General features: G+C 50.1%; 17 protein-coding genes, 2 rRNA genes, 1 pseudogene and 1 riboswitch. Of the genes and pseudogenes, 10 read left to right on the plus strand and 10 right to left on the minus strand.

All coding sequences use genetic code 11. From position 1 onward, the window contains the following. Positions 1–66: 66 nt before the first annotated feature. The 3 genes from hrpA to BLW68_RS12835 all read right to left on the minus strand — a co-directional run bounded on the left by hrpA (position 67) and on the right by BLW68_RS12835 (position 5520). Positions 67–3954, minus strand: a complete 3888-nt coding sequence (gene hrpA / locus BLW68_RS12825) for an ATP-dependent RNA helicase HrpA (RefSeq protein WP_245728337.1) — start codon at positions 3952–3954, stop codon at positions 67–69. Positions 3955–4023: 69 nt separating this feature from the next. Continuing rightward, positions 4024–4443, minus strand: a complete 420-nt coding sequence (locus BLW68_RS12830; RefSeq protein WP_068238149.1) for a CBS domain-containing protein — start codon at positions 4441–4443, stop codon at positions 4024–4026. A 75-nt stretch (positions 4444–4518) separates the two neighbouring features. Further along, positions 4519–5520, minus strand: a complete 1002-nt coding sequence (locus BLW68_RS12835) for an isoaspartyl peptidase/L-asparaginase family protein (RefSeq protein ID WP_092793892.1) — start codon at positions 5518–5520, stop codon at positions 4519–4521. Between the two features lie 174 nt (positions 5521–5694). On the opposite strand from BLW68_RS12835, the gene BLW68_RS12840 reads away from it, so the two are divergent. Further along, positions 5695–6873: a tetratricopeptide repeat protein gene (locus tag BLW68_RS12840; protein ID WP_092793895.1), complete on the plus strand. Its 1179-nt coding sequence runs from the start codon at positions 5695–5697 to the stop codon at positions 6871–6873. Positions 6874–6878: 5 nt separating this feature from the next. Here BLW68_RS12840 and BLW68_RS12845 read toward each other — a convergent pair whose 3' ends face one another. The 3 genes from BLW68_RS12845 to BLW68_RS12855 are packed head-to-tail and all read right to left on the minus strand — an operon-like array spanning position 6879 to position 11319. After that, positions 6879–7898 carry a malonyl CoA-ACP transacylase gene (locus tag BLW68_RS12845; RefSeq protein WP_092793897.1) on the minus strand — a complete coding sequence of 340 codons (1020 nt, stop codon included), beginning with the start codon at positions 7896–7898 and terminating at the stop codon, positions 6879–6881. Next, complete coding sequence (locus BLW68_RS12850) at positions 7895–10105, minus strand: thiamine pyrophosphate-dependent enzyme (RefSeq protein WP_092793899.1); 2211 nt, start codon at positions 10103–10105, stop codon at positions 7895–7897. Before BLW68_RS12850 ends, BLW68_RS12845 begins: the two co-directional genes overlap by 4 nt. A 35-nt stretch (positions 10106–10140) precedes the next feature. Then, positions 10141–11319, minus strand: a complete 1179-nt coding sequence (locus tag BLW68_RS12855) for an acyl-CoA dehydrogenase (protein WP_092793901.1) — start codon at positions 11317–11319, stop codon at positions 10141–10143. Between the two features lie 109 nt (positions 11320–11428). Here BLW68_RS12855 and BLW68_RS12860 point away from each other — a divergent pair, with 109 nt between their 5' ends. From BLW68_RS12860 to BLW68_RS21145, 3 genes are all read left to right on the plus strand, one after another. Then, on the plus strand, positions 11429–12262 hold the full coding sequence (locus BLW68_RS12860) for a LysR family transcriptional regulator (protein WP_092793903.1): 834 nt from the start codon (positions 11429–11431) through the stop codon (positions 12260–12262). A 100-nt stretch (positions 12263–12362) separates the two neighbouring features. Then, positions 12363–14900: an EAL domain-containing protein gene (locus tag BLW68_RS12865; protein WP_092793904.1), complete on the plus strand. Its 2538-nt coding sequence runs from the start codon at positions 12363–12365 to the stop codon at positions 14898–14900. Between the two features lie 67 nt (positions 14901–14967). Then, entirely contained in the window at positions 14968–15141 is a 174-nt protein-coding gene (locus tag BLW68_RS21145) for a hypothetical protein (RefSeq protein WP_177172233.1), read from the plus strand. Between the two features lie 51 nt (positions 15142–15192). Here the strand turns inward: BLW68_RS21145 and BLW68_RS12870 are convergent, their stop codons facing one another. Together BLW68_RS12870 and BLW68_RS12875 are read right to left on the minus strand one after the other, a co-directional pair. Beyond that, the gene (locus BLW68_RS12870; protein WP_092793906.1) at positions 15193–15468 is read right to left on the minus strand and encodes a Txe/YoeB family addiction module toxin; all 276 of its coding nucleotides are present in this window, start codon (positions 15466–15468) and stop codon (positions 15193–15195) included. Then, positions 15449–15718, minus strand: a complete 270-nt coding sequence (locus tag BLW68_RS12875) for a type II toxin-antitoxin system Phd/YefM family antitoxin (protein WP_092793908.1) — start codon at positions 15716–15718, stop codon at positions 15449–15451. Before BLW68_RS12875 ends, BLW68_RS12870 begins: the two co-directional genes overlap by 20 nt. Positions 15719–15989: 271 nt before the next feature. Here BLW68_RS12875 and sbcB point away from each other — a divergent pair, with 271 nt between their 5' ends. The 6 genes and pseudogenes from sbcB (at position 15990) to thiH (ending at position 23113) form a co-directional block, all read left to right on the plus strand. Then, entirely contained in the window at positions 15990–17423 is a 1434-nt protein-coding gene (sbcB, locus tag BLW68_RS12880; protein ID WP_092793910.1) for an exodeoxyribonuclease I, read from the plus strand. Between the two features lie 157 nt (positions 17424–17580). After that, positions 17581–17691, plus strand: a riboswitch (TPP riboswitch). Between the two features lie 97 nt (positions 17692–17788). Next, positions 17789–19540: pseudogene (gene thiC, locus BLW68_RS12885) on the plus strand (phosphomethylpyrimidine synthase ThiC); the annotation flags it as partial. Positions 19541–19556: 16 nt separating this feature from the next. Then, positions 19557–21050, plus strand: coding sequence for a thiamine phosphate synthase (gene thiE / locus BLW68_RS12890; protein WP_092793915.1), 1494 nt, complete (start codon positions 19557–19559; stop codon positions 21048–21050). Next, complete coding sequence (gene thiS, locus BLW68_RS12895; protein ID WP_092793918.1) at positions 21034–21234, plus strand: sulfur carrier protein ThiS; 201 nt, start codon at positions 21034–21036, stop codon at positions 21232–21234. The genes thiE and thiS overlap by 17 nt, the downstream gene beginning before the upstream one ends. Positions 21235–21236: 2 nt before the next feature. Continuing rightward, on the plus strand, positions 21237–22004 hold the full coding sequence (locus BLW68_RS12900; protein ID WP_092793921.1) for a thiazole synthase: 768 nt from the start codon (positions 21237–21239) through the stop codon (positions 22002–22004). Further along, complete coding sequence (thiH, locus tag BLW68_RS12905) at positions 22001–23113, plus strand: 2-iminoacetate synthase ThiH (protein WP_092793923.1); 1113 nt, start codon at positions 22001–22003, stop codon at positions 23111–23113. The genes BLW68_RS12900 and thiH overlap by 4 nt, the downstream gene beginning before the upstream one ends. A 226-nt stretch (positions 23114–23339) precedes the next feature. On the opposite strand, the gene rrf is transcribed toward thiH, so the two are convergent. Further along, positions 23340–23454, minus strand: a 5S ribosomal RNA gene (gene rrf, locus BLW68_RS12910). 147 nt (positions 23455–23601) lie between these two features. Next, a 23S ribosomal RNA gene (locus BLW68_RS12915) occupies positions 23602–23893 on the minus strand; the annotation flags it as partial.

Here is a 23893-nt window from a genome sequence, read left to right on the forward strand (position 1 = left end):
TACGTCAGGGTTAGTTATAGAACTTTCCATCGCTGGTGTAAAGTAGGCGTTAACATATCGCCGCCATTACACCTTAGCTTCATTCACTGCATGCAGCACTCTTTTCACCGATACCGGATATGGCGTACCCAACTGCTGCGCATGTAAAGACACTTTCAACTCTTGCAGCATCCAGTAAATTGCCTGCACCGGCTCAGGTAATACTTTACTGCCGGCAAATTTACCTAACAGGCTATTATAACTATCAAAGGCTTTTTGATACTCGTGCATCAATAAGCGATCGCGCTGCGGATCCACCGGCAGTTTTTCCAGCCGTTTTTGCATAGCTTGTAAGTAACGCAATATATCGTCCAGCCGCGCGGCACCATGGCCACTGACAAAGCCTTTAAAAATAAGCTCGTTTAGCTGCTGCTTAATATCACCCTGCGACTGTACATGAGCTAAATCGACTTTGCCTTTTAAGCGCTTTTGGATGTCGTGGTACAGGGTTAAAATTTGTTCCACTTTAAGCGCTATTGCCAGCACGCTGTCTCCCAGCTCTGCGCGTACTTTCTCTCTGAGCGCAGTAAAATCCTGCTCATTCTGTGGCAACTCGCCTTGCGCTATTAAAGCGTCAACACCGGCTGCGATGCAATCGTCTATCAGCTCCAGCACGCGGCCAAAAGGGTTAAAGTACAAACCCAGCTTGGCTTTATTTGGTAACGATTCCTGCAGGTATTTTACCGGTGACGGAATATTGAGCAGCAATAAACGGCGCAGCCCCTGTTTGGTTGCTGCCAGCGCTTGTTGCGGGTTATCCAGCAGCTTTATCGCTACCGAGTCACGCTCGTCCACTAACGCCGGGAAGGCTTTAATTTCATAGCCGGCTTGTAATTTCACGTACTCACGCGGCAGCTGGCCAAAGCTCCACTGGGTTAACTGATCCTGCTCTATGCCCTGCTCGGCTACCTGGCTTAAGCTTTGTTGCACTTCGCCCTGTAAGCCCTGCTTTAGCAAATTCAGCGAGCGGCCCTGCTGCAAAGTAGTGCCTTTGTCATCTACCACTTTAAAATTCATTTTTAAATGCAGCGGCAGGCTGGTTAAATCCCAGGCATCTTCCGGAATCGTTACGCCGGACATCCGCTTTAAACGCAGGGTGATAACGTCAAGTAACTTGCCTTCATCCGGGTTCAGCGTTTGCATTAATGCATCAGCATAGTTGGGTGCCGGCACAAAATTACGCCGGTATTGTTTGGGCAGTGATTTAATTAATGCCACCAGCAACTCGTGACGCAGCGCCGGGATCAGCCAGTCAAAGCCGTTATCGTCCAATTGGTTTAACAGCGCCAGCGGAATAATCACGCTGACGCCGTCGTCCGGTTCACCCGGGGCAAAATGGTATTCCAGCGGCAGGGTTAAATTGCCCTGACGCCAGGTTTCAGGGAATTTATCGGCAGTAATATCACTGGCGTCGCGGTTAAGCAGGCTATCGGGATCAAAGTTAAGAAAGGACGCATCTTCACTGCGTTTTTTCTTCCACCATTTGGCAAAATCGATACGGTTATTCGCCCACTGTGGTACACGCTGAAGATAAAACGCTGCCAGGGTGTCTTCATCTACCAGAATATCGCGCCGGCGTGATTTTTCTTCCAACGCGGTAACATCGTCAATTAAACGCTGGTTATGCTGTAAAAAACTATCATTGGTACCCAGCTCCTGATTCACCAGCGCTTCGCGCACAAACAGCGTATGACACACTGCTGGGTCAATTTTGCTATACAGCACAGCGCGCTTGGGCACAATAACCAAGCCGTACAAACTGACTTGCTCGTACGCAATTACCGCACCGCGCTTTTTCTCCCAGTGCGGCTCGCTGTAACTGCGAGTTACCAAATGCTCGGCCAGTGGTTCTATCCACTCCGGTTCAATTTTGGCCAGCGTGCGGGCATACAGCTTGCTGGTTTCTACCCATTCAGCTGCCGCCACCCATTTGGGTTTACGTTTAAATAAATGGCTACCCGGAAACACATAAAACCGCGTTTGCCGCGGGCCTAAGTAATCGGCTTCTGAGTCTTTAAAACCCACCTGGCCGAGCAAGCCACTTAGCACCGCCTGGTGAATAGCCTGATAACCGGCTGTTTGCTGGTTTAGCTGATAACCCTGCTCCTGCATAAGTTGGGTAAGCTGGCCGGTAAGGTCTTGCCATTCGCGTACCCGCAGGTAATTTAAAAACTCCTGGCGGCACAGACGGCGAAACTGGTTGTTACTTAACTGCTCTTGTTGCTCCTGCAGGTATTGCCACAACTTCAGCCAGGCAGCGAAGTCAGAATCTGGATCAGCAAAACGGGCATGGCTCTGATCGGCTTTTTGCTGTTTATCTAACGGCCGCTCACGCGGGTCCTGAATGGACAATGCAGCTGAAAGCACCAACAATTCAGTTAATGCGCCGTTGTCGGCACCAAACAGCACCATACGCGCCAGGCGCGGATCTATCGGTAAGCGCGCCAGCTTTTTACCCAGTTCAGTAAGTTGCAGGCCCTGCTTATTACGATTTAACGGGATAGCACCCAGCTCTTCAAGCAGCTTTACACCATCGTTTACAAAGCGGCTGTCCGGCTTTTGTAAAAACGGAAAAGCTTCAATATCACCCAGCCCCAGTGCCAGCATTTGCATAATAACGGACGCCAGATTAGTGCGCAGTATTTCCGGGTCAGTAAACTCTGGCCGACCGTTAAAATCCTCTTCGCTATAAAGCCGGATACAAATACCGGCGGCTACGCGGCCACAGCGGCCTTTACGCTGGTTAGCACTGGCCTGGCTGATGGCCTCTATCGGCAGTTGTTGTACTTTAGAGCGATAGCTGTAGCGCGATAAACGCGCAGTACCGGGGTCTATTACATAACGAATACCGGGCACTGTCAGTGAGGTTTCGGCGACATTAGTAGCCAACACGATACGCCGGCCGGCGTGACTTTGGAAAATGCGGTTTTGCTCGGCCGCGCTTAATCTGGCATACAGTGGTAACACTTCGGTATGCGGCAGTTTGAGTTTTTCCAGCGCATCGGCAGTATCGCGGATTTCACGCTCACCGTTTAAGAAAACCAGAATATCGCCCGGCGGCTCGCGGTATAACTCGTCTACCGCATCAAAAATGCCCTGCAGTTGATCGGCGTCTTTGTCGTCTTGCTCGCTTACCGGCCGGTACCGGGTTTCTACCGGAAAAGTGCGGCCGGAGACTTCAATTACCGGCGCATTAAAAAAGTGCTTCGAGAAACGCTGTGGGTCAATGGTTGCTGAGGTAATAATCAGCTTGAGATCCGGCCGTTTGGGCAGCAGCTGCTTTAAGTAACCGAGTAAAAAATCGATATTCAGGCTGCGCTCGTGCGCTTCGTCAATAATTAAGGTGTCGTACTGGTTTAAAAAGCGGTCTTGCTGAATTTCGGCCAGCAAAATACCGTCGGTCATCAGTTTAACGAAAGTATTGTCGCTGGTGTGATCGCCAAATCGGATTTTATAGCCTACCTGGTTACCCACCTGACACTGCAGCTCTTCGGCAATACGATCACAGACACTGCGCGCAGCTAAACGCCGTGGCTGGGTGTGGCCAATCATACCGGCAACACCACGACCTAACTCGAGGCAGATTTTCGGAATTTGCGTGGTTTTACCCGAGCCGGTTTCACCGGCAATAATCACCACCTGATTGGCGGCAATGGCGGCTTTAATGTCGTCTTTTTTTTCCGATACCGGCAGTTGTGGCGGATAGCTTACCTTGGGCAGCGCAGCCAGCCTGGCCGTGCGCTGTGCCTCAGAGCGGGCGATATCGGCAGCTATACGCGTTAATTGTGTGCTTTTTGCGTCATCTGCCAGATTTTTGCAGTTATGTAACCGGCGGCGCAGGCGAAACTGGTCTTTTAGCAGACAAGCAGGAATACGGGAAATAAGTTCGGATACAGAGATAACAGCTTCAGACAAAACAACGCCCTCGTTAACAGAGGGCGCCATGCTACCAAGAGCAGCAGGTAAAAATCCAGCGCTTAAACACTAACCTACCTTGCCATAATGCGAATGTAGCTCTTTATCTATGGCTCCAAGTACATCTGAGCGGGTAATAATGCCAAGTAAATAGCCATCATCATCCACCACCGGGTACAACTTAGGTTTAGCTTTGAGCATAATTTGCGCTAAATCAATAATGCCATCATAGCCTTTTACCGTTAACACAGCCGGGTTCATCACGTCAGCCACTCTTGACGCCTGCTGATCATGATAAGTAGACATCAGCATGCGTTGCAGGCAATCCTGCTCTGAGATAAAACCGACTATTTTACGCTGTTCATCAATAACAGGCCCACCGGTTTGCCGCCCTTTAATCAGGCGGGCTACTGCCATTTCTACCGGCATATCAGCAGTAAACGTAACCGGATACCGGTTCATATAATCTGCCACTTTTAGTAAATCCATGCTTCCCCCTGCACTGTATTGCTGAGCATCAGGCTCTTGTTAAGATTAGCCGAATTTAGCCGCTTTGCTGCAAAATCAGCTTTTAGCAGCAAAGATTTCGCTGATAACCTGGCCGCCTTCGGCTTTAAGTGCGCGGTACATACCTTCAGTGTTAAAGGTCCAGCTTAACTGCCCTTTGCTATCGACCACGATAACGCCGCCATCACCGCCAACAGCTTTCAGTTCGGCCATAACTTCTTTTGCTGCCACGGCGGCCGTTTTTTTCTGGTATTTCACTCTGGCACAAATATCACTGGCTACCTGATAGCGGATAAAAAACTCGCCATGGCCGGTGGCTGATACAGCACAGCTTTTATTATCGGCAAAGTTACCGGCACCAATAACGGGCGCATCACCAATACGGCCGTAACGTTTGGCAGTCATACCGCCGGTTGAGGTGGCTGCTGCTAAATTGCCTTTGCGATCTATTGCAACAGCCCCCACTGTGCCCATTTTCCAGGCCGGATCATAAGGTACTGCCGCCTGATGCGGCTGCGGCGCTATCGCTTGTTTTGCCCGTTTTAACGCCTCGTAGCGAAACTCTGTATTAAAATAGCTGTTATCGACTAACTCCAGTTTCTGCTGTTTGGCAAATTGCTCGGCACCTTTGCCAGACAACATGACGTGGTTTGATTTTTCCATTACTGCCCGCGCCAGCAATATCGGGTTTTTTACATTGGTGACACCGGCAACAGCCCCTGCGCTGCGATCCCGGCCATTCATAATAGAAGCATCCAGTTCGTGGCTTTCATCAAAGGTGTAAACCGCACCTTTACCGGCATTAAACAGTGGCGAATCTTCCAGTACCATTACTGCTGCCGTTACCGCATCTAAACTGGAACCGCCGCGCTCAAGTACGGCATACCCCTGGTTTACCGCGTGGGTTAACATGGCATGGTAGGCTTGCTCCTGTGCTGGCGTCATACTGTCGCGGTTTATGGTACCGGCTCCACCGTGGATCACTATGCCTATCGGCGCTTTTGATGCCATGGCTCCGGCGGAACTTAGCATGAGTATAATAAGCAGCAGTTGTTTCATTGTTCTAACTCCCCGCACAGTGTGTTATCGCACCTTTGTACTTTATATCGTCCAGCGGAGCAACTATATGTAAAGCTTTCATGCCTGTTGTTGTCGTGCTTTGTTACAAAGCCACTGCGGTATTTTTACCGGCCTGAACTATATTTACCAGGAGGCAACCTGGCTGGGTGGTTTATGAAGTTACCGGTGTTGATATATCCAATCGCAATAATAGTGCTGCTAAGTGGTTGCCAGTCAACTGCGCCGGCTATGCTGTTCCCACCAGAGCAACTGCTGGTGGCGCCGCAACTGAAAGGTGAAGTTACTGAGCCGGAAACAGCAGAGCAAATATTCACCCTGCCACAACACACCCGCTTTGAACTGTCACGGCTGATTATCTCCACTCAATCAATGGAAGAGCGCACTACCAGCGTGTTGAAGTTAATTTTATCCTATGCTCAGGACGGCTTACTTTATGACAATGCCGCCACCAAAACCGCAAGTGAAACAATTGCCGCCGGGCGTGCTAACTGTCTGAGTTTGTCGATACTGGCCTACAGCATGGCAAAAGAGCTAGGCATGACGGCAGTGTTTCAGGATGTGCAGATCCCCGAATACTGGACCAGTGAGCTCAGCCAAACCTGGCTTAATGGCCATGTTAACCTGCGCCTGCAACACGGCAGAGCCTTAAGAGGAGCACCGGGCTTTGTGTTACTGGCAAAAGATATTGTGGTCGATTTTGATCCGTACAGTCTGAAGCAACAATTTCCGGAGCACGCGATTAGTGTAAATCGCATAGTTGCTATGTTTTACAACAATAAAGCAGCCGTGGCTTTTGCCAGCGGTAATAATGCTCAGGCCTATCGTTACTATCAGGCGGCGATTGAAGCGGATGCCTATTATGCGCCAAGCTGGTCAAACCTTGGCGTGTTGTATCGTACCAACGATATGCACGATCTGGCCGAGCGCAGTTATCAGCAAAGCTTAACGCTGGATCCAGGCTCTACCAATACGCTGGCTAACCTGGCCTATTTGTACCGCCAACGTGGTGAAACAGCCAAAGCTGAACCGCTGGAAAGACGCGTGATGCTTAAACGACGCACCAACCCTTATTACCACCTGATGCTGGGAAACGAAGCATACAAAGGGCAAAGTTACGACACTGCCATTGCCCACTATGAAAAAGCCGTAGCGCTGGATAATAAAAACCATGAAGCCTACTTTGGTTTGGCCAGAAGTTACTACGCCATGCAAAATAACCAGCAGGCAGCCAGTTATATGCTAAAAGCAACACGCAATGCCCCTTCGGGTTATGATCAACAGCGCTACCGGCATAAACTGGCGGTGTTAAATCAGCTTAGCAGCGCTTATTAGCAAACTTAGCCAAGCAATAAGCGCTGTTCAGCTATGCCCATACTTAATACGTAAGGGCGTTCACTTTGCTGAGCTGCGATAAAATCCTGCTTTGAGCTAAGCCCCTGCCAGTTAATCTCAATCAGGCTTTGTGCTACGGCACCACCTAAGCTGGCGCCGGGCCCCAATAAAATAATATGCTGTGGTGCAAACTCTTTTACTGCTACCTGCAGCGCCTTACTGAAATTATATGGCTGGCAAACCTGATGTTGCAGTGTATAACGTTGCAGTGCCGCTAAATCGCTACCGAAATTGGGCCATATCTGGCCGCGGCCATCGATCAACGGTAGTTGTGGCTGATTAAACCGTGCTGCTGGCCATAACGACAAAGCTTTGTCCGATGCCGCCTGCATAAAGCCGGTATGAAAAGCGGCATGGCCCGCCAGTAACATTGGAAAACGCTCATCACAAGGCGGTAATGCTGCCATTGCCGCTTTTACTGCCTGCTCGCTGCCCGCTATTACCGCATAGCCGCCATACACAATTGACATAAACAACTCACTGCTGTGAATGGCCAGTTGCTGCTGCACCAACGCAATGCGGTTATTATCTGGTTGCCAGTTGTCATCAATAACCGGGTAAATAAATTGCGCGCCGGCACCATCTGCTGTTAATAACGCCATATCAGTTACCATTTGCATACCGCTTGCAGGTGTCAGTACACCGGCACAGCCCAGCGCCGTATACCAGCCCATAGAATTACCAGTAACAGCCACTACATCAAAATGATTACTGTTAATATTGTGGTAATCACCCACCCCTGCCGCAAAAATTAACGCAGCGGCATTATCCGCTTTTAAATGTATGCTGCGGCTAAATACCGCCTGTTGATCTAACTCACTTACTGTAGCTAAACCGGCAGCGGCTCGCACCGCATCAAACTGTGCCTGCAATGCCTTATCACTAAAGTTGTTGCTGATATACCCCAGCTCAGCTTTGTTATAACTGCCGCGGCCCGGGCATACCACTAAGGCTGTTTTTTTCATTGCACGACCTCCATCGTGGTGGCGCCCAGTAACTGAAGTGCCTGGTCAATAATTTGCTGCGCCGATGGCAACACTGTATAAGCTGCTGCGCCCAGTGGGATAAAGCTGTCTTGCGCACACAAGCGGCTAAGATGAAAATAACCCGGTTTTGATTCATGCAGTGCGGTAAACAGCTCTTCACTGAGTGAGCCACGCCGGCGACATTCATCTACAATCAACACCTTAGTGCAACCGGCTAAAGCTTTGATAATTAAATCAATATGCAATGGCACCAGGGTGCGCAAATCCAGTACGCGTAACCGAATGCCGCTGGCATTTAATGCCTGCTCTGCCTGGCGGCTTAAATAATAGCCATTGCCATAGCTGATAATAGCCAGCTGTTCGCCATCACCAAATACTGCCGGTTCACCCAATTCGGGTAAAGGCGTATCTGCTGCAGGATAATCACACAGCCATAAGCCATCACCGGTGGCGGTTAAATCACGCGTCATATAAAGCGCAATAGGTTCAAGGAAGATGACCAAACGCTTTTGCTGATGCGCCAGCTGCACCGCCTGACGTAGCAACAAGGCCGCATCATGGCCGTTAGACGGACACAATAAAATAACGCCGGGAATATCACGAAATACAGCAAAGGAGTTGTCGTTATGAAAATGACCGCCAAAACCACGCTGATAAGCCAGGCCGGCAATGCGTATTACCATTGCATTGTGGTACTGGCCATTAGAGAAAAATGGCAAGGTGGCCGCTTCGCCGCGGATTTGATCTTCCGCATTGTGCACATAAGCCAAAAACTGAATTTCCGGAATAGCGATAAAGCCCTGTTGCGCCAGACCAATGGCCAACCCGAGAATACTTTGCTCATCCAGTAGCGTATTAATGACGCGGTTACTGCCAAAGGCATGGACTAAATGCTGGGTTACGCCGTAAACTCCGCCCTTTTTACCGACATCTTCGCCAAACACTACGGTATTAGTGTACTGCGCCAGCACATCATGCAGCGCCCAGTTTAAAAGTTTGGCCAGATGCTGCTTTTTACCGCTGTTATGCTGGTCAAAGGCGAATAATTGCTGGCGTGCTTCAGCTGCTGGTAATGGCGGTACAGGCAGAGCCTGCCGCGCCGGCGCAATGGATGCCATCACCTGTGCGGCACTGATCAGTTTAGGCCGGCCGCTGGCAATTGTAGCGACGCGGGCAATTTGCGCCACCAACCTGTCCAGCTGTATTAATAATTGTTCAGTGCTGATGTCGCCGCTGGCAAGCAGCGCGGCGGTACTGCTTAGTAAAGGGTCCAGTTCCAGCTCGGCATCAATTTGTGCTTTGCTTCTGTATGCCGCTTCAGCATCAGCTCCGGCATGGCCAAACAGTCGCACGGTAGACAAGTGCAGCACGGCCGGTTTACGTTTACTGCGGACATAGTCGGCTGCCCGTTTAGCAACGGCGTAAACTTGAGCTAAATCGCGGCTATCGGCGGCAAAGTACTTCAGCGCAGGCCTGTCGGCTAAATCCTGCTCTATCCAGCCACTGGGGGTTGGCGTAGAAATACCCAGGCCGTTATCTTCACACAAAAACAGTACCGGCAACGGCACTTGCTGATAAGCGGCCCAGCAGGCTGAATTAATTGCGCCCTGCGCCGTGGAATGATTTGCCGAAGCATCGCCAAAGCTGCACAACGCGATGGCATCAACAGGCCACTGGCCAACAATGCCGAGGCGCTTACTTAAGTCGATAGCAAACGCCGCCCCAACCGCTTTGGGTAATTGCGATGCTATGGTGCTGGTTTGCGGTGGAATATTCAGCGCCAGGCTGCCCAGTACCTTGTGCCGCCCGCCGGAGATCGGGTCTTCACTGCTGGCGCAAAATGACAGCAGCATATCGTACAGTGGCGTACTGCCCGGCAATTGCTTACTGCGTTCGATAAAAAAGGCACCGCTACGGTAGTGCAAAAAAGCCGGATCGGTAACACGTAACGCTGCCGCCACCGCACCGTTACCCTCGTGGCCGGCACTGCCAATGGTATAAAAACTCTGGCCTTTGGTTTGTAACAAGCGTGATTGTAAGTCCAACAACCGGCTGCAAAGCTGGCTGTGCCACAGCTGATACAGGGTTGCAAATTCAATACTGTGGCGGCTGCTGTGTACCGGCAATTTGCCACTACTTAACCTTTGACGGTATTCATTAACCCAGGGATGCACGGCTTCTGACATAAGGCTTACTCCACTTAAGTAAAATGTCAGGCTTGTTAGCCGCTAAATGCCTGTAAGCCGGTTTGCGCACGGCCTAAAATCAGTGCATGCACATCATGGGTGCCTTCGTAGGTATTTACCGCCTCCAGGTTCATCACATGACGAATAACATGGTATTCATCGGCAATACCGTTACCGCCGTGCATATCACGCGCTATCCGGGCAATATCCAGCGCCTTGCCACACGAGTTACGTTTAATCAGCGAGATTGTCTCCGGTGCCAGTAAATTCTGATCCATCAGACGGCCGGCCTGTAAGCAGGCCAGTAAGCCAATGCTGATTTCAGTTTGCATATCAGCCAGTTTTTTCTGAATAAGCTGATTAGCGGCCAGCGGCCGGCCAAACTGATGCCGGTCCAGCGTATATTGCCTCGCCGCATGCCAGCAAAACTCTGCCGCGCCCAACGCCCCCCAGGCAATACCATAGCGGGCTTTGTTTAAGCAGCCAAAGGGCCCTTTTAAACCGCTGACATTAGGCAGCAGCGCATCTTCAGGCACCTCAACGTTATCCATCACAATTTCGCCGGTAACAGAGGCGCGCAGTGAAAACTTGCCTTCAATTTTCGGTGCTGTTAAACCTTTCATGCCTTTTTCCAGCACAAAGCCACGAATATCACCATCCAGTTTGGCCCACACCACAAATACATCGGCAATCGGCGAGTTGGTGATCCACATCTTGCTGCCGTTTAATACATAACCGCCTGCGGTCTTTTTCGCCGTAGTACGCATACCAGCCGGGTCGGAACCTGCATCCGGTTCAGTTAAACCAAAGCAACCTACCCACTCACCACTGGCTAATTTAGGCAGGTATTTTTGCCGCTGCGCTTCGCTGCCATACTCGTGAATGGGGTGCATCACTAACGAGGATTGCACACTCATTGCACTGCGATAACCACTGTCTACCCGCTCAACTTCACGCGCCACCAGGCCATAACAGACATAATTGACGGCCGAGCAGCCGTATTTTTCCGGCAAGGTAGCGCCAAGCAAACCCAACTCCCCCAGCTCAGTCATAATTTCGCGATGAAAATGCTCCTCGCGGTTGGCCATCAATACCCGCGGCAGCAGTTTATCCTGACAATACTGCTGCGCACTGTCGCGGATCATCCGTTCTTCTTCGGTTAGCATGGCAGAGAGAGCAAACGGGTCCTGCCAGTCAAAATGTGCACGTGTCATAGCAAATTCCTCAATAAAACCAGCGAAATAATTTTTGTTATGGCCAGATTAGCCTGCTTTGATATAGAGTTAAAATATAATAATTCTGTATCAGGTATAGTTTAAAACTATGGATATTCGCCAACTCAGCTACTTTGTTGCCGTGTACGAACAAGGCAGTGTCAGCGCTGCAGCCCGGCTGTGCTGCGTGGCTCAGCCATCGCTTTCTGCCGCCTTACGCCAGTTAGAGCAAGAGCTGGGGGTTACACTGTTTGCCCGTTTACCTAAAGGGGTAACTCCAACGGAGGATGGCGAAAAACTGTATGGCCATGCCGGACGCCTGCTAAGCCAGTTGCAGTCACTTAAAGCATCATTCAGCCAACCGGTGGCACGGGTAAAATTCCGCCTTGGTTTAATTCGTGCCTTAGGCGTAGAGCGGATGAGCCAGCTATTGCGTGAATTCAGCAACAATGTGCAGGGGCTGGAACTGCATTTGGTAGAACCTGATGAGCATTGTGATGCCCGAATCATCACTCCGCAATTGCTAAAAGCCGGTGAGGCATTTCAGCCGTTCTGGCATGACAGCTATTTACTGGCGATGCCTCCCGGTACACCGCTTAGCTTACAGGCCGAAGTGCATTTAGCTGACTTTGAACAACTGCCGCTGATAAAACGTACCCCGTGCGATGCCTGGAATACACTGTACCCCGAGCTGGTGCGACGCGGCATAAAAGCCGATGTACGTGCCGATATTCAAACTATTGAGTATGCGCTGGGCCTGGTTTCAGCCGGTGTCGGCTGCGCTCTGGTGCCAAACTTCGACACCTTGCTACAACGCCAGGACATAGTGCTGCGCCCTATCGTCCAACTTAAATTGGAACGCCAACTGGGGCTGGCCTACAGAAAAAATCAAACGTCTGCGTCACTGACCGTGTTACGCCAACTATGCCAGCCAGTACCTTAAATAGATATTTAAACATCCCCCGCTTGATCTGACGCAATACCGCTTAACGGCAATCACGATAGAGTACCGGCTTTGTCCGTCATACTTCGCAGGTTGTTCTATGTCTGTTGTGCCACACGCCAAAGAGCAGGATAACGATCCGGTAATTGCTTCTGTCCTGCTAAAACAGCCTGTTTGCTGTAACAGTACGCAAACGGTGCGTGAAGCAGCCAAGCTGATGCGCCAGCATGCTATCAGCTGTATTTTGATCACCGCAGCGCACAACGGTAAAGTGTGTGGCATCTGGACTGCAGCCGATGCCCGGAAACTGGATTTCAGCCGCCCGGAAGCAGCAGATACGCCACTGACGCAAATGATGAGCTCGCCGGTGCGCAGTATTACTGATAGCAGCAGGCTTAGTAGTGCTGCCAGCACTATGCTGCAGCATGGTATCCGCCGCTTATTGGTGGTGAATAAACACGGCGACGCGGTTGGCCTGCTAACCCAAAGTGATATTGTCCGGCAGCAAAAAATTGAGTTTTATCTGCAATTTCGTGATGTCAGCTCCTGTATTACTGCAGCGCCCTTGCAATTAAATGCGTCCATGCCGCTGGCACAAGCAGTAAAACAAATGCAGCAGCTTAATACTGAAGCCGCTATTGTGCAGTTTAATGACGGCCGCAATGGCATTGTTACTGAACAGGATCTGATCCATTTTCTGGCACAGCACAGCAATTGCCTGACAGTGGGAGAGCTGGCAACAACACCGCTGCTGAGCATAGCCTCTACGGCCACACTACTGCAGGCCGTAAAACTGCTGACAGACAATCAACTGCGGCATATTGCAGTGCACAACGATAGCCTGCTGATTGGCTTATTATCTTTTAATGACATTTTGCGTAACGTTGAATACGCCTATGTTGACCAGCTCAGAACCGCGCTGCTGGCGCGCGATGTGGCGCTGCGTACCTCTGCCGATTATTTGCGACTGGCGCATAAGGTTATTGATGCCTCGTTAGATGGCATTATGATCACCGACAAAGACGGTATTATTCAGTCAGTAAATCCCAGTTTTTGTCATATCACCGGCTATAGCATGCAGGATGTTATTGGCAACAGCCCGCGCTTATTAAGCTCTGGCAGGCACCAGCCTGACTTTTATCGCAGTATGTGGCAGGTACTGCTACAACAAGGACGCTGGCAAGGCGAGATTTGGAACAAACGTAAAAACGGTGAGCAATATCCGCAGTGGCTTACGATCACTGCCATTCGTAATGAAGAGCAGCAAATAAGCCAGTTTGCCGCTATTTTCAGCGATATTACCGAGCGCAAACAGCAAGAGCAGAAAATCCACCAGTTGGCTTATATTGATGAGCTAACCGGCCTGGCTAACCGGCGCATGTTTCTTGACCGGCTGCAGTTGAGTTTAGCTAATGCGCACCGGCATAAGCATAAGCTCGCCGTACTGTTTCTGGATCTGGATTTATTCAAACGTATTAATGACACTTTGGGCCATCAGGCGGGCGATCAGGCATTAAAAGAAGTGGCCAGCCGGATCAGTGCTACCGTGCGCGAAGGCGAATCGGTTGCCAGGCTTGGCGGCGATGAATTTACTATTTTACTGCCCGAGATAACAGATGGTTCTGCAGTAGAGTACCTGGCTAAACGCATGATTTCACAAATCGAAAAACCGGTGCGCTTACTGGGACAAGAGTTTTTTCTTACCACCAGTATTGGTATTGCAGTGTATCCACAAGATGGCAGTACAGCAGAGCAACTGGTAAAACATGCCGACGTTGCTATGTATCAGGCCAAAAGTGCCGGCCGTAATCAGTATTGTTTTTATCAGGCCAGCGCCGGGCAGCAAAATGCTGATGAATTAAAGCTGGAACAGGCACTGCGCGAGGCCCTGCGGTTGCAGCAACTAGATGTGCATTATCAGCCCAAATTTGCACTGGCAACCAAACAACTGGTAGGGTTTGAAGCCTTAGTACGTTGGCAACACAGCGAGCTTGGCACGGTATCGCCGGTGTTGTTTATTCCGCTGGCAGAAAAGCTTGGCTTAATTACCGCTCTGGGCGAGCAGGTATTACAACGGGTATGCCTGCAACTGCAACAATGGCAACACTTCGCGATTCCAGTGTCGGTGAATATCTCGGCGCTACAACTGGCAGATACTGAGTTTGTTACCCGGCTGCACCGGATAGTGCAATTGGCAGATATAGCGCCACAGCTGATTGAACTTGAACTGACCGAGAGCTGCCTGATCCCGGAGCAGGCAGAGCAAACGCTGCATCAACTGACTCAACTTAAAGCCTTGGGGTTTAAATTATCTATCGACGACTTTGGCACAGGTTATTCCTCACTGTCATACCTGCGCCGCCTGCCATTAGATACGTTAAAAATTGATCAGAGCTTTGTGCAGGATCTGCCGGGCAATATCAGCGCCTGCCAAATTGTCAGCGCCATTATTGCTATGGGCAAAGCGCTCGGGCTCGATGTTATTGCTGAGGGCATTGAGCATCAGCAACAGCTGGATTTTCTGCTGCAGGCAGGCTGTGATAAAGGCCAGGGCTATCTGGTGTCAGCGCCCCGCCCAGCCCAGGATATTACGCCGGCGCTATCTGCCAAAGCCATCAAACCGGTAACGGCAGCATGAGTCAGCATTGCATAGCTGAGGCTGTTGCCTATACTTAAAGCACTTTTAGCTAAGGTAAATTAACCGTATGACGCTTCCTGCCGATACTGAACCCCAGAACCGCCCACCTGTTGATCAGCCCAAACGACGCAAGCCCTTATCACACCGGGATGCAGAAGCAGCCTGCCCTGATGACGGCTCTGTTTGTGGTGAAGAAGATCCGGGCTCTGCCCTGGAAAGTTTAATGGATGATGATAAGTAAGGCGTTCAAATGGATATGAGAGAAATGACAAAGGGGCTTAGTGCCCCTTTCTTAATAGTGAAACCGACACTGCGCTATTATCAGGTAGCCATCTGTGTAGGTGTAAACCAAGCGGTGTTCACGGTCTATCCGGCGTGAATAAAAGCCGGCGAAATCCCCGACTAAACGCTCTGGTTTACCTTTACCTTCTAACGGTGAACGCATTGCTTCTTTTATCAAGTCATCAATACGTGCACTTAGCTTTTTGTCGTACTGCTTAAAATATTGATAGTCATCCCATGCACTGGCATCAAATGCTACGCCGGGTTTAACCTTTTTCTTGTTCATCCAAAAAGTGTTCCTTCAACTCGAAGGAGCCAGCTTTAATGCGTGCTACCGATTCCCGTAAACGGTTCGCATTGTTCGGTGTACTTAATAAGTACAGCGTTTCCTGCATGGCGTTGTAATCCTCTTGCGAAATCATTACAACATTGCCTGAACGCTGGTTAGTCACAAGCGTAGGCTCATGAGTATCCAGTACGGTATCGATAACGGCCTTAAAGTTAGCTCGAGCTTCACTAACTGTAAGAATGTTCATGCCTACGCTCCCGCCAAATAAGCAAATTCCAAAAGAGTTTCTCAACTCCGATATCCTTCAAACCGCAAAGGATACTATCTCAGAAAACATCGTACAAACTTTAGTACGCAAACGCAAGGAAATGGTACAAACTTTCGTACGTTAAAGTGCTTTTTATGCTGTATATTGACTGCATCGACGACATTACCCCCAGCTGGTACACTATGGCTAAAGGCATGGTTTTGTCTTTGGCCCGAATGAATATTACACATTACAACGCAGGACATAAAAATTGAACCAACAGCCTACGTTCTATTTCCACGACTACGAAACCTGGGGGGCTGATCCCAAACGTGACCGCCCGGCTCAGTTTGCCGGTATTCGCACTGATCTTGAGCTGAATATTATTGGCGAACCGGATGTCTGGTATTGCCAACTGGCAAACGATTATCTGCCACACCCGCAATCGGCATTAATTACCGGCCTGACACCGCAACTGTGTAATAAAAAAGGCCTGGCCGAAACTGAGTTTATGCAGCAAATTCTGCAGCGTTTCAGCACGCCCAATACCTGTGTGCTGGGCTATAACAACCTGCGTTTTGACGATGAAGTCACCCGCTACAGCCTGTACCGCAATTTTTATGAACCCTATGGCCGCGAATGGCAACATGGTAACAGCCGCTGGGACCTTATCGATATGGTGCGCGCCTGTTACGCCTTACGCCCGGAAGGTATTAACTGGCCTGAGCGCGAAGATGGCAGCCCAAGCTTTAAACTGGAAGAGCTAACTAAGGCCAACGGCCTGGCACATGAAAATGCCCACGATGCGTTATCCGACGTGTACGCCACCATTGCTATGGCAAAACTGATAAAAGAAAAGCAACCCAAGCTGTTTGGTTATTTATTTGAGCTGCGCAAAAAAGCTAAAGTGACTGAATTAATTGATGTCGCAGGCATTACGCCGCTGGTGCATGTGTCGTCTAAGTTTCCCGCCACTCAGGGCTGTGTCAGTTGGATAGTGCCGCTGGCGTTTCACCCGACCAATAAAAATGCTGTGATTTGCTATAACCTGCAAGCTGATCCAACACCGTTACTTGAAGACGATATTGCCACCTTACAGCAAAAGCTGTACACCAAAACGGCAGATCTGGCTGACGGCGAACAGCGGCTGGGTTTAAAACTTATTCATCTGAATAAATGCCCTGTATTAGCACCGGCGAAAACACTGACTGAAGAGCGTGCAGCAGAGTTCGGCATCGACCGTGCAGAGTGTCTTAAACATTTAGACTTTTTGCGCCAACATCGCGCCACCCAGGCTAAAGCGATAGAGCTGTATCAGCAGTTAAATGAGTTTCCGGCCGAAACCAACCCGGATTATCAGCTATACAGCGGTTTTATCAGCGATGGCGATAAGCAAAAAATGCAGCAACTGCATCAGTTACCACCGGAGCAATTAGCCGTTAGCGCACCGGTGTTTAGTGATGAGCGCCTAAACAGCCTGCTGTTTTTATACCGCGCCCGTAATTATCCGGCCAGCCTGACCGACAGCGAGCAGCAAAAATGGCAGCGCTACCGCACTGATAAATTGATGCATGGTGTGGATAACCCCAACCTGACGATGGAAGATTTTAGTCTGGTATTGGAAAATCTCGCACATGAGCATGCCAGTGATGAGCAGAAGATGAAAATTCTAAAGTCGCTTTATTTGTATGTTCAGAGTTTATAAAACACCGGTTGCAACACCCATTGTGCTCGCCACAGCAACTCGCCCTAATGCCTACGGCAGGGCTCAGACACTCTGTGGCTGTGCTAATGGGGTTCCAACCTCGTTCATGTTTAACATCTAAGTCTTGAATTCCGTCAGGAATACATGAATACTTAGCATCATCTTGTCGGAGTGCCCAGCTGTTTACAGCGGGCTGAGACCGTGAAAACGGGATCCGTTGAACCTGATCAGGCTAATACCTGCGAAGGGAAACAAGGGGAAATACAGCATATAACACAGTAGTAATCCGCCTGGCGGTTTTGCCACCTGTTATCACCTGCCCCCACTCCGGACAAGCAACCTCAACTTGTTAACCGGAGTTTGCTATGTCTGTACCAACATTATCTAACCGTGATTTACGTGCCCATGCCCGCGCTTATATTCAGGCGCTGCAGGGTGAAACTTTCCCTGGTTCCAGCCGCCGTTATCTGTTGTGCGAACACAGCGGCGTGCAGGTACCGGTGCGGGATATTCATCTTAGCCCCAGTCGCTTAGCCGATGGCAGCGAGCAGGCTAACCGCAGCCTACCGGTGTATGACACCTCAGGCCCTTATGGTGATCCGGCGCAGCAATTAGATGTGCTCAAAGGCCTGCCTAAATTACGCCTTAACTGGATTACCGCACGCGCTGATGTTGCCCCCTCACAGTTACCGCCCTTTGCTGATATTGCACTGGATGAGCAAATCACCGAGTTTGAGCATCAGCCGCTACGGGCCAAAGCCGGTAAAACCGTAACTCAGCTGCATTACGCCCGCGCCGGCATTATTACGCCTGAGATGCATTTTATTGCGCTGCGGGAAAATATGGCGGCTACAGATGATGGCGTCAGAAGCCATCAGGGTGAAAGCTTTGGTGCTGCTATACCCAAACAAATCACCGCGGAGTTTGTGCGCCAGGAAGTCGCGGCCGGCCGCGCTATTATTCCGGCCAATATTAATCACTCGGAAGCGGAGCCAATGATTATCGGCCGTAATTTTAAAGTAAAAGTAAATGCCAATATCGGCAACTCTTCGGTCAGCTCCAGTATTGAAGAAGAAGTGGAAAAGCTGGTCTGGGCCACCCGTTGGGGCGCCGACACCGTGATGGATTTATCCACCGGCCGGCGTATTCATCAAACACGCGATTGGATCTTACGCAACAGCCCGGTGCCGATTGGTACAGTACCGATTTATCAGGCGCTGGAAAAAGTGAAAGGCGATGTTAGCCAACTGAACTGGCAAGTGTTTTACGACACCCTGGTAGAGCAAGCCGAACAAGGTGTCGATTACTTTACTATCCATGCCGGCGTGTTAAAAGACTATGTCGCCTTAACGGCCAACCGTGTTACCGGTATCGTCTCACGTGGCGGTGCTATTATGGCGCAGTGGACCAGGCTATATAATCAGGAAAGCTTTTTATATCAGCACTTTGAACAAATTTGTCAGCTATGTGCTGCCTACGATATTTCACTTTCCCTGGGTGACGGCTTGCGCCCCGGCAGCATTGCCGATGCGAATGATGAGGCGCAATTTGCCGAGCTGCGTACCTTAGGTGAGCTGACTAAAATTGCCTGGCGTTATGATGTACAGGTAATGATTGAAGGCCCGGGCCATGTACCAATGCAGCTGATTCAGGAAAATATGACTGAGCAGCTAAAACATTGCCATGAAGCACCGTTTTATACCTTAGGCCCCCTCACCACCGATATTGCACCGGGGTATGATCATATTACCTCCGGCATCGGTGCTGCGATGATTGGTTGGTTTGGCTGTGCCATGTTGTGCTATGTCACGCCGAAAGAGCATTTAGGCCTGCCAAATAAAGAAGATGTAAAACAAGGCCTTATTGCATACAAAATTGCTGCCCATGCCGCAGATCTGGCCAAGGGCCATCCGGCAGCGCAACAAAGAGACAATGCGTTGTCTAAAGCCCGCTACGAGTTTCGCTGGCAGGATCAGTACAACCTGGCACTAGACCCATTCACCGCCAAAGCTTATCACGATGAAACGCTAAGCCATGAAGGCGCCGATGCCGAGCCGTTCTGCTCCATGTGCGGCCCCAAGTTTTGCTCAATGCGGCTTAACCAGCAAATTCAACAGGAAGAGGCAGCAACTGATGCATGAGCCACTCCCAAAACCCATCGTCTGGACTATTGCCAGCTCAGACAGTGGCGGCGGTGCCGGTATACAGGCTGATTTGCATACCTTTGCTGCACTGGGTTGTCATGGCTGCAGTGTTATTGCCGCCGTAACAGCACAAAACAGCACTGAAGTCGTCGGCTATGAAACCGTCAGCCCAACGCTGTTTGTCACTCAGCTAAATTGCCTGTTGCAGGATATGTCGCCCAAAGTGATTAAAATCGGCCTTATTCCAGATGCAGGCTTACTGGAACAATTAGCAATCTGGCTGATGCAGCACAAAGCTGAGCATGAATTTCTGCTGATAGCCGATCCGGTGTTAAGTAGCAGTAGCGGTTATAACTTTATCAGCCAAAGCATACTGAGCATCTGGCGGCAGCAACTACTGCCGCTGCTTGACCTTATCACGCCAAATCTGCCAGAGCTGACATTACTCAGTGACATGCCCCTCGCAAGCAGCAATGAACAGGCAAATCAACTGTTGCAGTGGGGTGTAAAAGCCGTATTGGTTAAAGGCGGTCACTCTGCAGAGACAGACACGGTAACCGACAATTACTTCAGCCCAGAGCAGCACTTTAGCTTGCAACAGCCTCGGCTTAATACACTGCATAACCATGGCACCGGCTGTGTTTTGTCCAGCGCTATCGCTGCTGCATACGCTTTTGGCTATGAACTTGCTGATAGCATCATCGTTGCCCGTGCTTATTTGCAACAGGCTTTAAACCATAGTTATGCCACGGGCAAAGGTGCGGGTTGCCTGCAACACCATAGCTGGCCAACAAAGCGGTGCTATTTTCCGCAGTTAAAACTACCGCAGGATACACAATACGGTGCGCTGAGCTTTGCCGGCATCAGTACACCTATCGGCTTTTATCCGGTGATTAACAGCGTGCAGTGGTTAAAGCGTTTGCTGCCGCTTGAACCCGATGTTATTCAGTTACGCCTCAAACAAGGTTCACCAGACGAGATTGAACTGCAGATAGCAGAAGCGGTATTGCTTAGCCGTGATTATAAACTACGGCTATTTATTAATGATCACTGGCAACTGGCCATTAAATACGGTGCTTATGGTGTCCACCTTGGGCAGGAAGATTTAGCACAGGCTGATCTTAATGCAATAGCAGCAGCGGGTTTACGTCTTGGTATCTCTACCCATAGTTATAAAGAACTGCTGCGGGCATATCAATTGCGCCCCTCTTACATTGCGCTGGGGCATATCTTTGCTACACAAACCAAACAGATGCCATCGCAGCCGCAAGGTTTAACCCGCCTGAAATACTATGCTGCGCTTTGCGACGATATTCCGACTGTTGCAATTGGCGGTATTAATACACAACGACTTGAGGCTGTAATGCAATGTGGTGTCTCCGGTGTTGCCGTTGTCTCTGCCATCACGGCACAAGCTGAACCGGAGCAGGCATTTTTACTGCTTAAACATCGAGTGGAGCACTATTATGCGCATCCTGCTTAACGACACCCCTATTCAGCTTGCCACAAATTGTACCGTAGCGGAGCTTGTGCAGCAGCAACAGCTAAAAACTGAAGGCCTGGCAGTGGCAATAAATAATGTCGTTATCGCTAAACAATACTGGAGCAAACATCAGTTGCAAAATAATGCCCAAGTGCAACTGTTTCAGATAGTGACCGGAGGTTAACCATGCTTCACATAGCTAACAAAAGCTTTAGTAGCCGCTTACTGCTGGGCAGTGGGAAATTTGCCAACCCCAGCCTTACGCAGCAAGCAATACAGGCCAGCGGTTGTCAGTTAGTTACCCTGGCACTTAAGCGCCTGCAGTTGGATCAGCCACAGGATGATTTACTCAGCCCACTGCGTGAAATGAATATTCAATTGCTGCCTAATACCTCTGGTGCTAAAACAGCTAAAGAAGCTATTTTTGCTGCAGAGCTGGCACGTGAAGCGCTGCAGACCAACTGGCTGAAATTGGAGATCCACCCTGATCCGCGTTATTTAATGCCGGACCCTATCGAAACCTTATTGGCAGCTGAGCAACTGGTTAAATTGGGTTTTGTCGTACTGCCCTATTGCAGCGCCGACCCTGTTTTATGTAAACGGCTGGAGCAAGCCGGCTGCGCCGCGGTAATGCCGCTGGGTGCCGCCATTGGCTCTAATCAGGGCTTGCAAACCCGCGCTATGCTAGAGATTATTATTGAACAGGCCAAAGTGCCGGTAATTATCGACGCCGGCCTTGGTGCACCATCGCATGCAGCCGCGGCCATGGAGCTGGGCGCATCGGCGGTGCTGGTTAATACCGCCATTGCCGCAAGTCAGGATCCTGTTGCTATGGCCGGCGCCTTTGCACAAGCAGTAAACGCCGGGCGTATGGCTTATAACGCAGGTTTAGCGGAAACACAGTCACACGCAGCATCTTCTAGCCCGCTCACTGATTTTCTGGCGGCACTATGAGCTTTAGTGCCTATTGGCAGCAACAAAGCTGGCAAGCATTGCAGTTGCAAAGCCGTAATTTTTCAACAGCTCAGGTGCAAACGGCACTGCATAAACCACGCTTAACACTGAGTGACTTACAAGCACTGCTGTCTCCGGCCGCTTTGCCTTTATTGCCGGTGCTGGCAGCCAAAGCCCAGCAGCTTACCCGGCAAAGATTTGGCCACAGCGTACAATTTTATGCGCCTTTGTATCTGTCTAACCTTTGCGCTAATGAATGCACTTACTGCGGTTTTTCCCTGAGCCAAAAAGTAAAACGGCGCACCTTAAACTCTGCCGAAATAGAACAGGAATGCCGGGCGATTAAAGCCCTGGGTATAGATCAGGTGCTTATTGTCACCGGTGAGCATGAGCGTAAAGTGGGTATAGACTACTTTTGCGATGTGCTGCCATTGATCCGGCGTTACTTCAGCAATGTGCAACTAGAAGTGCAACCACTAAGTACTGATGAATATGCCAGGCTGAAAAGCCTTGGCGTAGATGCGGTAATGCTGTATCAGGAAACCTATAATGCGGCGGCGTATCAGCAATATCATCTGAAAGGCAAGAAAAGCGATATCCACTGGCGGCTGGATGCGCCAGACAGAGTTGGCCAGTCTGGTATCGATAAAATCGGTCTGGGTATTTTACTTGGCCTTAGCGATTGGCGTACCGATGCCATCTTGCTGGCGCAGCATCTGCAATATTTACAAAAACAGTACTGGCAATGCCGCTTTAGCTTATCCGTGCCCAGAATACGCCCTTGCAGTGGTGGTAACGAGGTAATAAATCCAATCAGTGACAAAGAACTGATCCAGCTTATTTGCGCCTTTCGCTTATTTGCACCTGAGCTGGAAATCAGTTTGTCTACCCGCGAGTCTGCCGTGTTCCGTCAACACGTGATACCACTGGCTATCACCAGTGTCAGCGCCGGTTCAAAAACCCAACCCGGCGGTTACAGTGTTGAACCGGAAAACCTCGAGCAGTTCAGCATAGACGACACTCGTTCACCTAAACAGGTTGCCAAGGCGTTGATACAACAAGGCTTACAGCCAGTGTGGAAAGATTGGGACAGCTTTTTAGGTCGATAAAGGTAAGCAGATAAAAAGCAACAAGCCAACTCTGTCGAATGGCGGTGAACTACATTGCTCCCCCCCCTCCATGGGGTTCGCCGCTTCGCGGCCAGCTGAAGCTGTCCAAAAATGTTCCGGACATTTTTGTCGCATAGCTTTTCGCTTGCTCGGGCAGTTTACCACCAGGGCGACACAAAGCAAAAAGCCCCACGCTTACGCGTGAGGCTTGTTTACTTAATTGGGAGCCTGGCGGTGAACTACTCTCGCATAGCGAATGCTACACTACCATCGTCGCAGCTGCGTTTCACTTCTGAGTTCGGAATGGGATCAGGTGGTTCCACAGCGCTATTGCCACCAGGCAAAAACTTGTAGGGAACAAGTTTTAACGCACTTTAGTGCGGCCCGTTAGGGTCAAATCCATGGATGGATTTGATAAAAACTGTGTTCCGATATTTGGCAATCTGATTAGTAAACACACTGTATCTCTAAAACATCTTGGGCGTTGTATGGTTAAGCCTCTCGGGCAATTAGTATGAGTTAGCTTAACGTGTCACCACGCTTCCACACCTCACCTATCAACGTTGTGGTCTCCAACGACCCTTTAGTAGACTCAAAGTCCAAGGGATGACTCATCTTGTGGCCGGCTTCCCGCTTAGATGCTTTCAGCGGTTATCCGTTCCGAACGTAGCTACCGGGCAATGCCATTGGCATGACAACCCGAACACCAGCGGTTCGTTCACTCCGGTCCTCTCGTACTAGGAGCAACTCCACTCAATCATCCAACGCCCACGGCAGATA

Source organism: Rheinheimera pacifica (assembly GCF_900108485.1).
Classification (GTDB): domain Bacteria; phylum Pseudomonadota; class Gammaproteobacteria; order Enterobacterales; family Alteromonadaceae; genus Alishewanella; species Alishewanella pacifica.

What these genes read in the sequence shown, in the direction of transcription:
- BLW68_RS12830 (WP_068238149.1), bottom strand. Translation starts at nt 4,443, where the DNA reads ATGGATTTACTAAAAGTGGCAGATTATATGAACCGGTATCCGGTTACG.
- BLW68_RS12835 (WP_092793892.1), bottom strand. Translation starts at nt 5,520, where the DNA reads ATGAAACAACTGCTGCTTATTATACTCATGCTAAGTTCCGCCGGAGCC.
- BLW68_RS12840 (WP_092793895.1), top strand. Translation starts at nt 5,695, where the DNA reads ATGAAGTTACCGGTGTTGATATATCCAATCGCAATAATAGTGCTGCTA.
- BLW68_RS12845 (WP_092793897.1), bottom strand. Translation starts at nt 7,898, where the DNA reads ATGAAAAAAACAGCCTTAGTGGTATGCCCGGGCCGCGGCAGTTATAAC.
- BLW68_RS12850 (WP_092793899.1), bottom strand. Translation starts at nt 10,105, where the DNA reads ATGTCAGAAGCCGTGCATCCCTGGGTTAATGAATACCGTCAAAGGTTA.
- BLW68_RS12855 (WP_092793901.1), bottom strand. Translation starts at nt 11,319, where the DNA reads ATGACACGTGCACATTTTGACTGGCAGGACCCGTTTGCTCTCTCTGCC.
- BLW68_RS12860 (WP_092793903.1), top strand. Translation starts at nt 11,429, where the DNA reads ATGGATATTCGCCAACTCAGCTACTTTGTTGCCGTGTACGAACAAGGC.
- BLW68_RS12865 (WP_092793904.1), top strand. Translation starts at nt 12,363, where the DNA reads ATGTCTGTTGTGCCACACGCCAAAGAGCAGGATAACGATCCGGTAATT.
- BLW68_RS21145 (WP_177172233.1), top strand. Translation starts at nt 14,968, where the DNA reads ATGACGCTTCCTGCCGATACTGAACCCCAGAACCGCCCACCTGTTGAT.
- BLW68_RS12870 (WP_092793906.1), bottom strand. Translation starts at nt 15,468, where the DNA reads ATGAACAAGAAAAAGGTTAAACCCGGCGTAGCATTTGATGCCAGTGCA.
- BLW68_RS12875 (WP_092793908.1), bottom strand. Translation starts at nt 15,718, where the DNA reads ATGAACATTCTTACAGTTAGTGAAGCTCGAGCTAACTTTAAGGCCGTT.
- thiE (WP_092793915.1), top strand. Translation starts at nt 19,557, where the DNA reads ATGCATGAGCCACTCCCAAAACCCATCGTCTGGACTATTGCCAGCTCA.
- thiS (WP_092793918.1), top strand. Translation starts at nt 21,034, where the DNA reads ATGCGCATCCTGCTTAACGACACCCCTATTCAGCTTGCCACAAATTGT.
- BLW68_RS12900 (WP_092793921.1), top strand. Translation starts at nt 21,237, where the DNA reads ATGCTTCACATAGCTAACAAAAGCTTTAGTAGCCGCTTACTGCTGGGC.
- thiH (WP_092793923.1), top strand. Translation starts at nt 22,001, where the DNA reads ATGAGCTTTAGTGCCTATTGGCAGCAACAAAGCTGGCAAGCATTGCAG.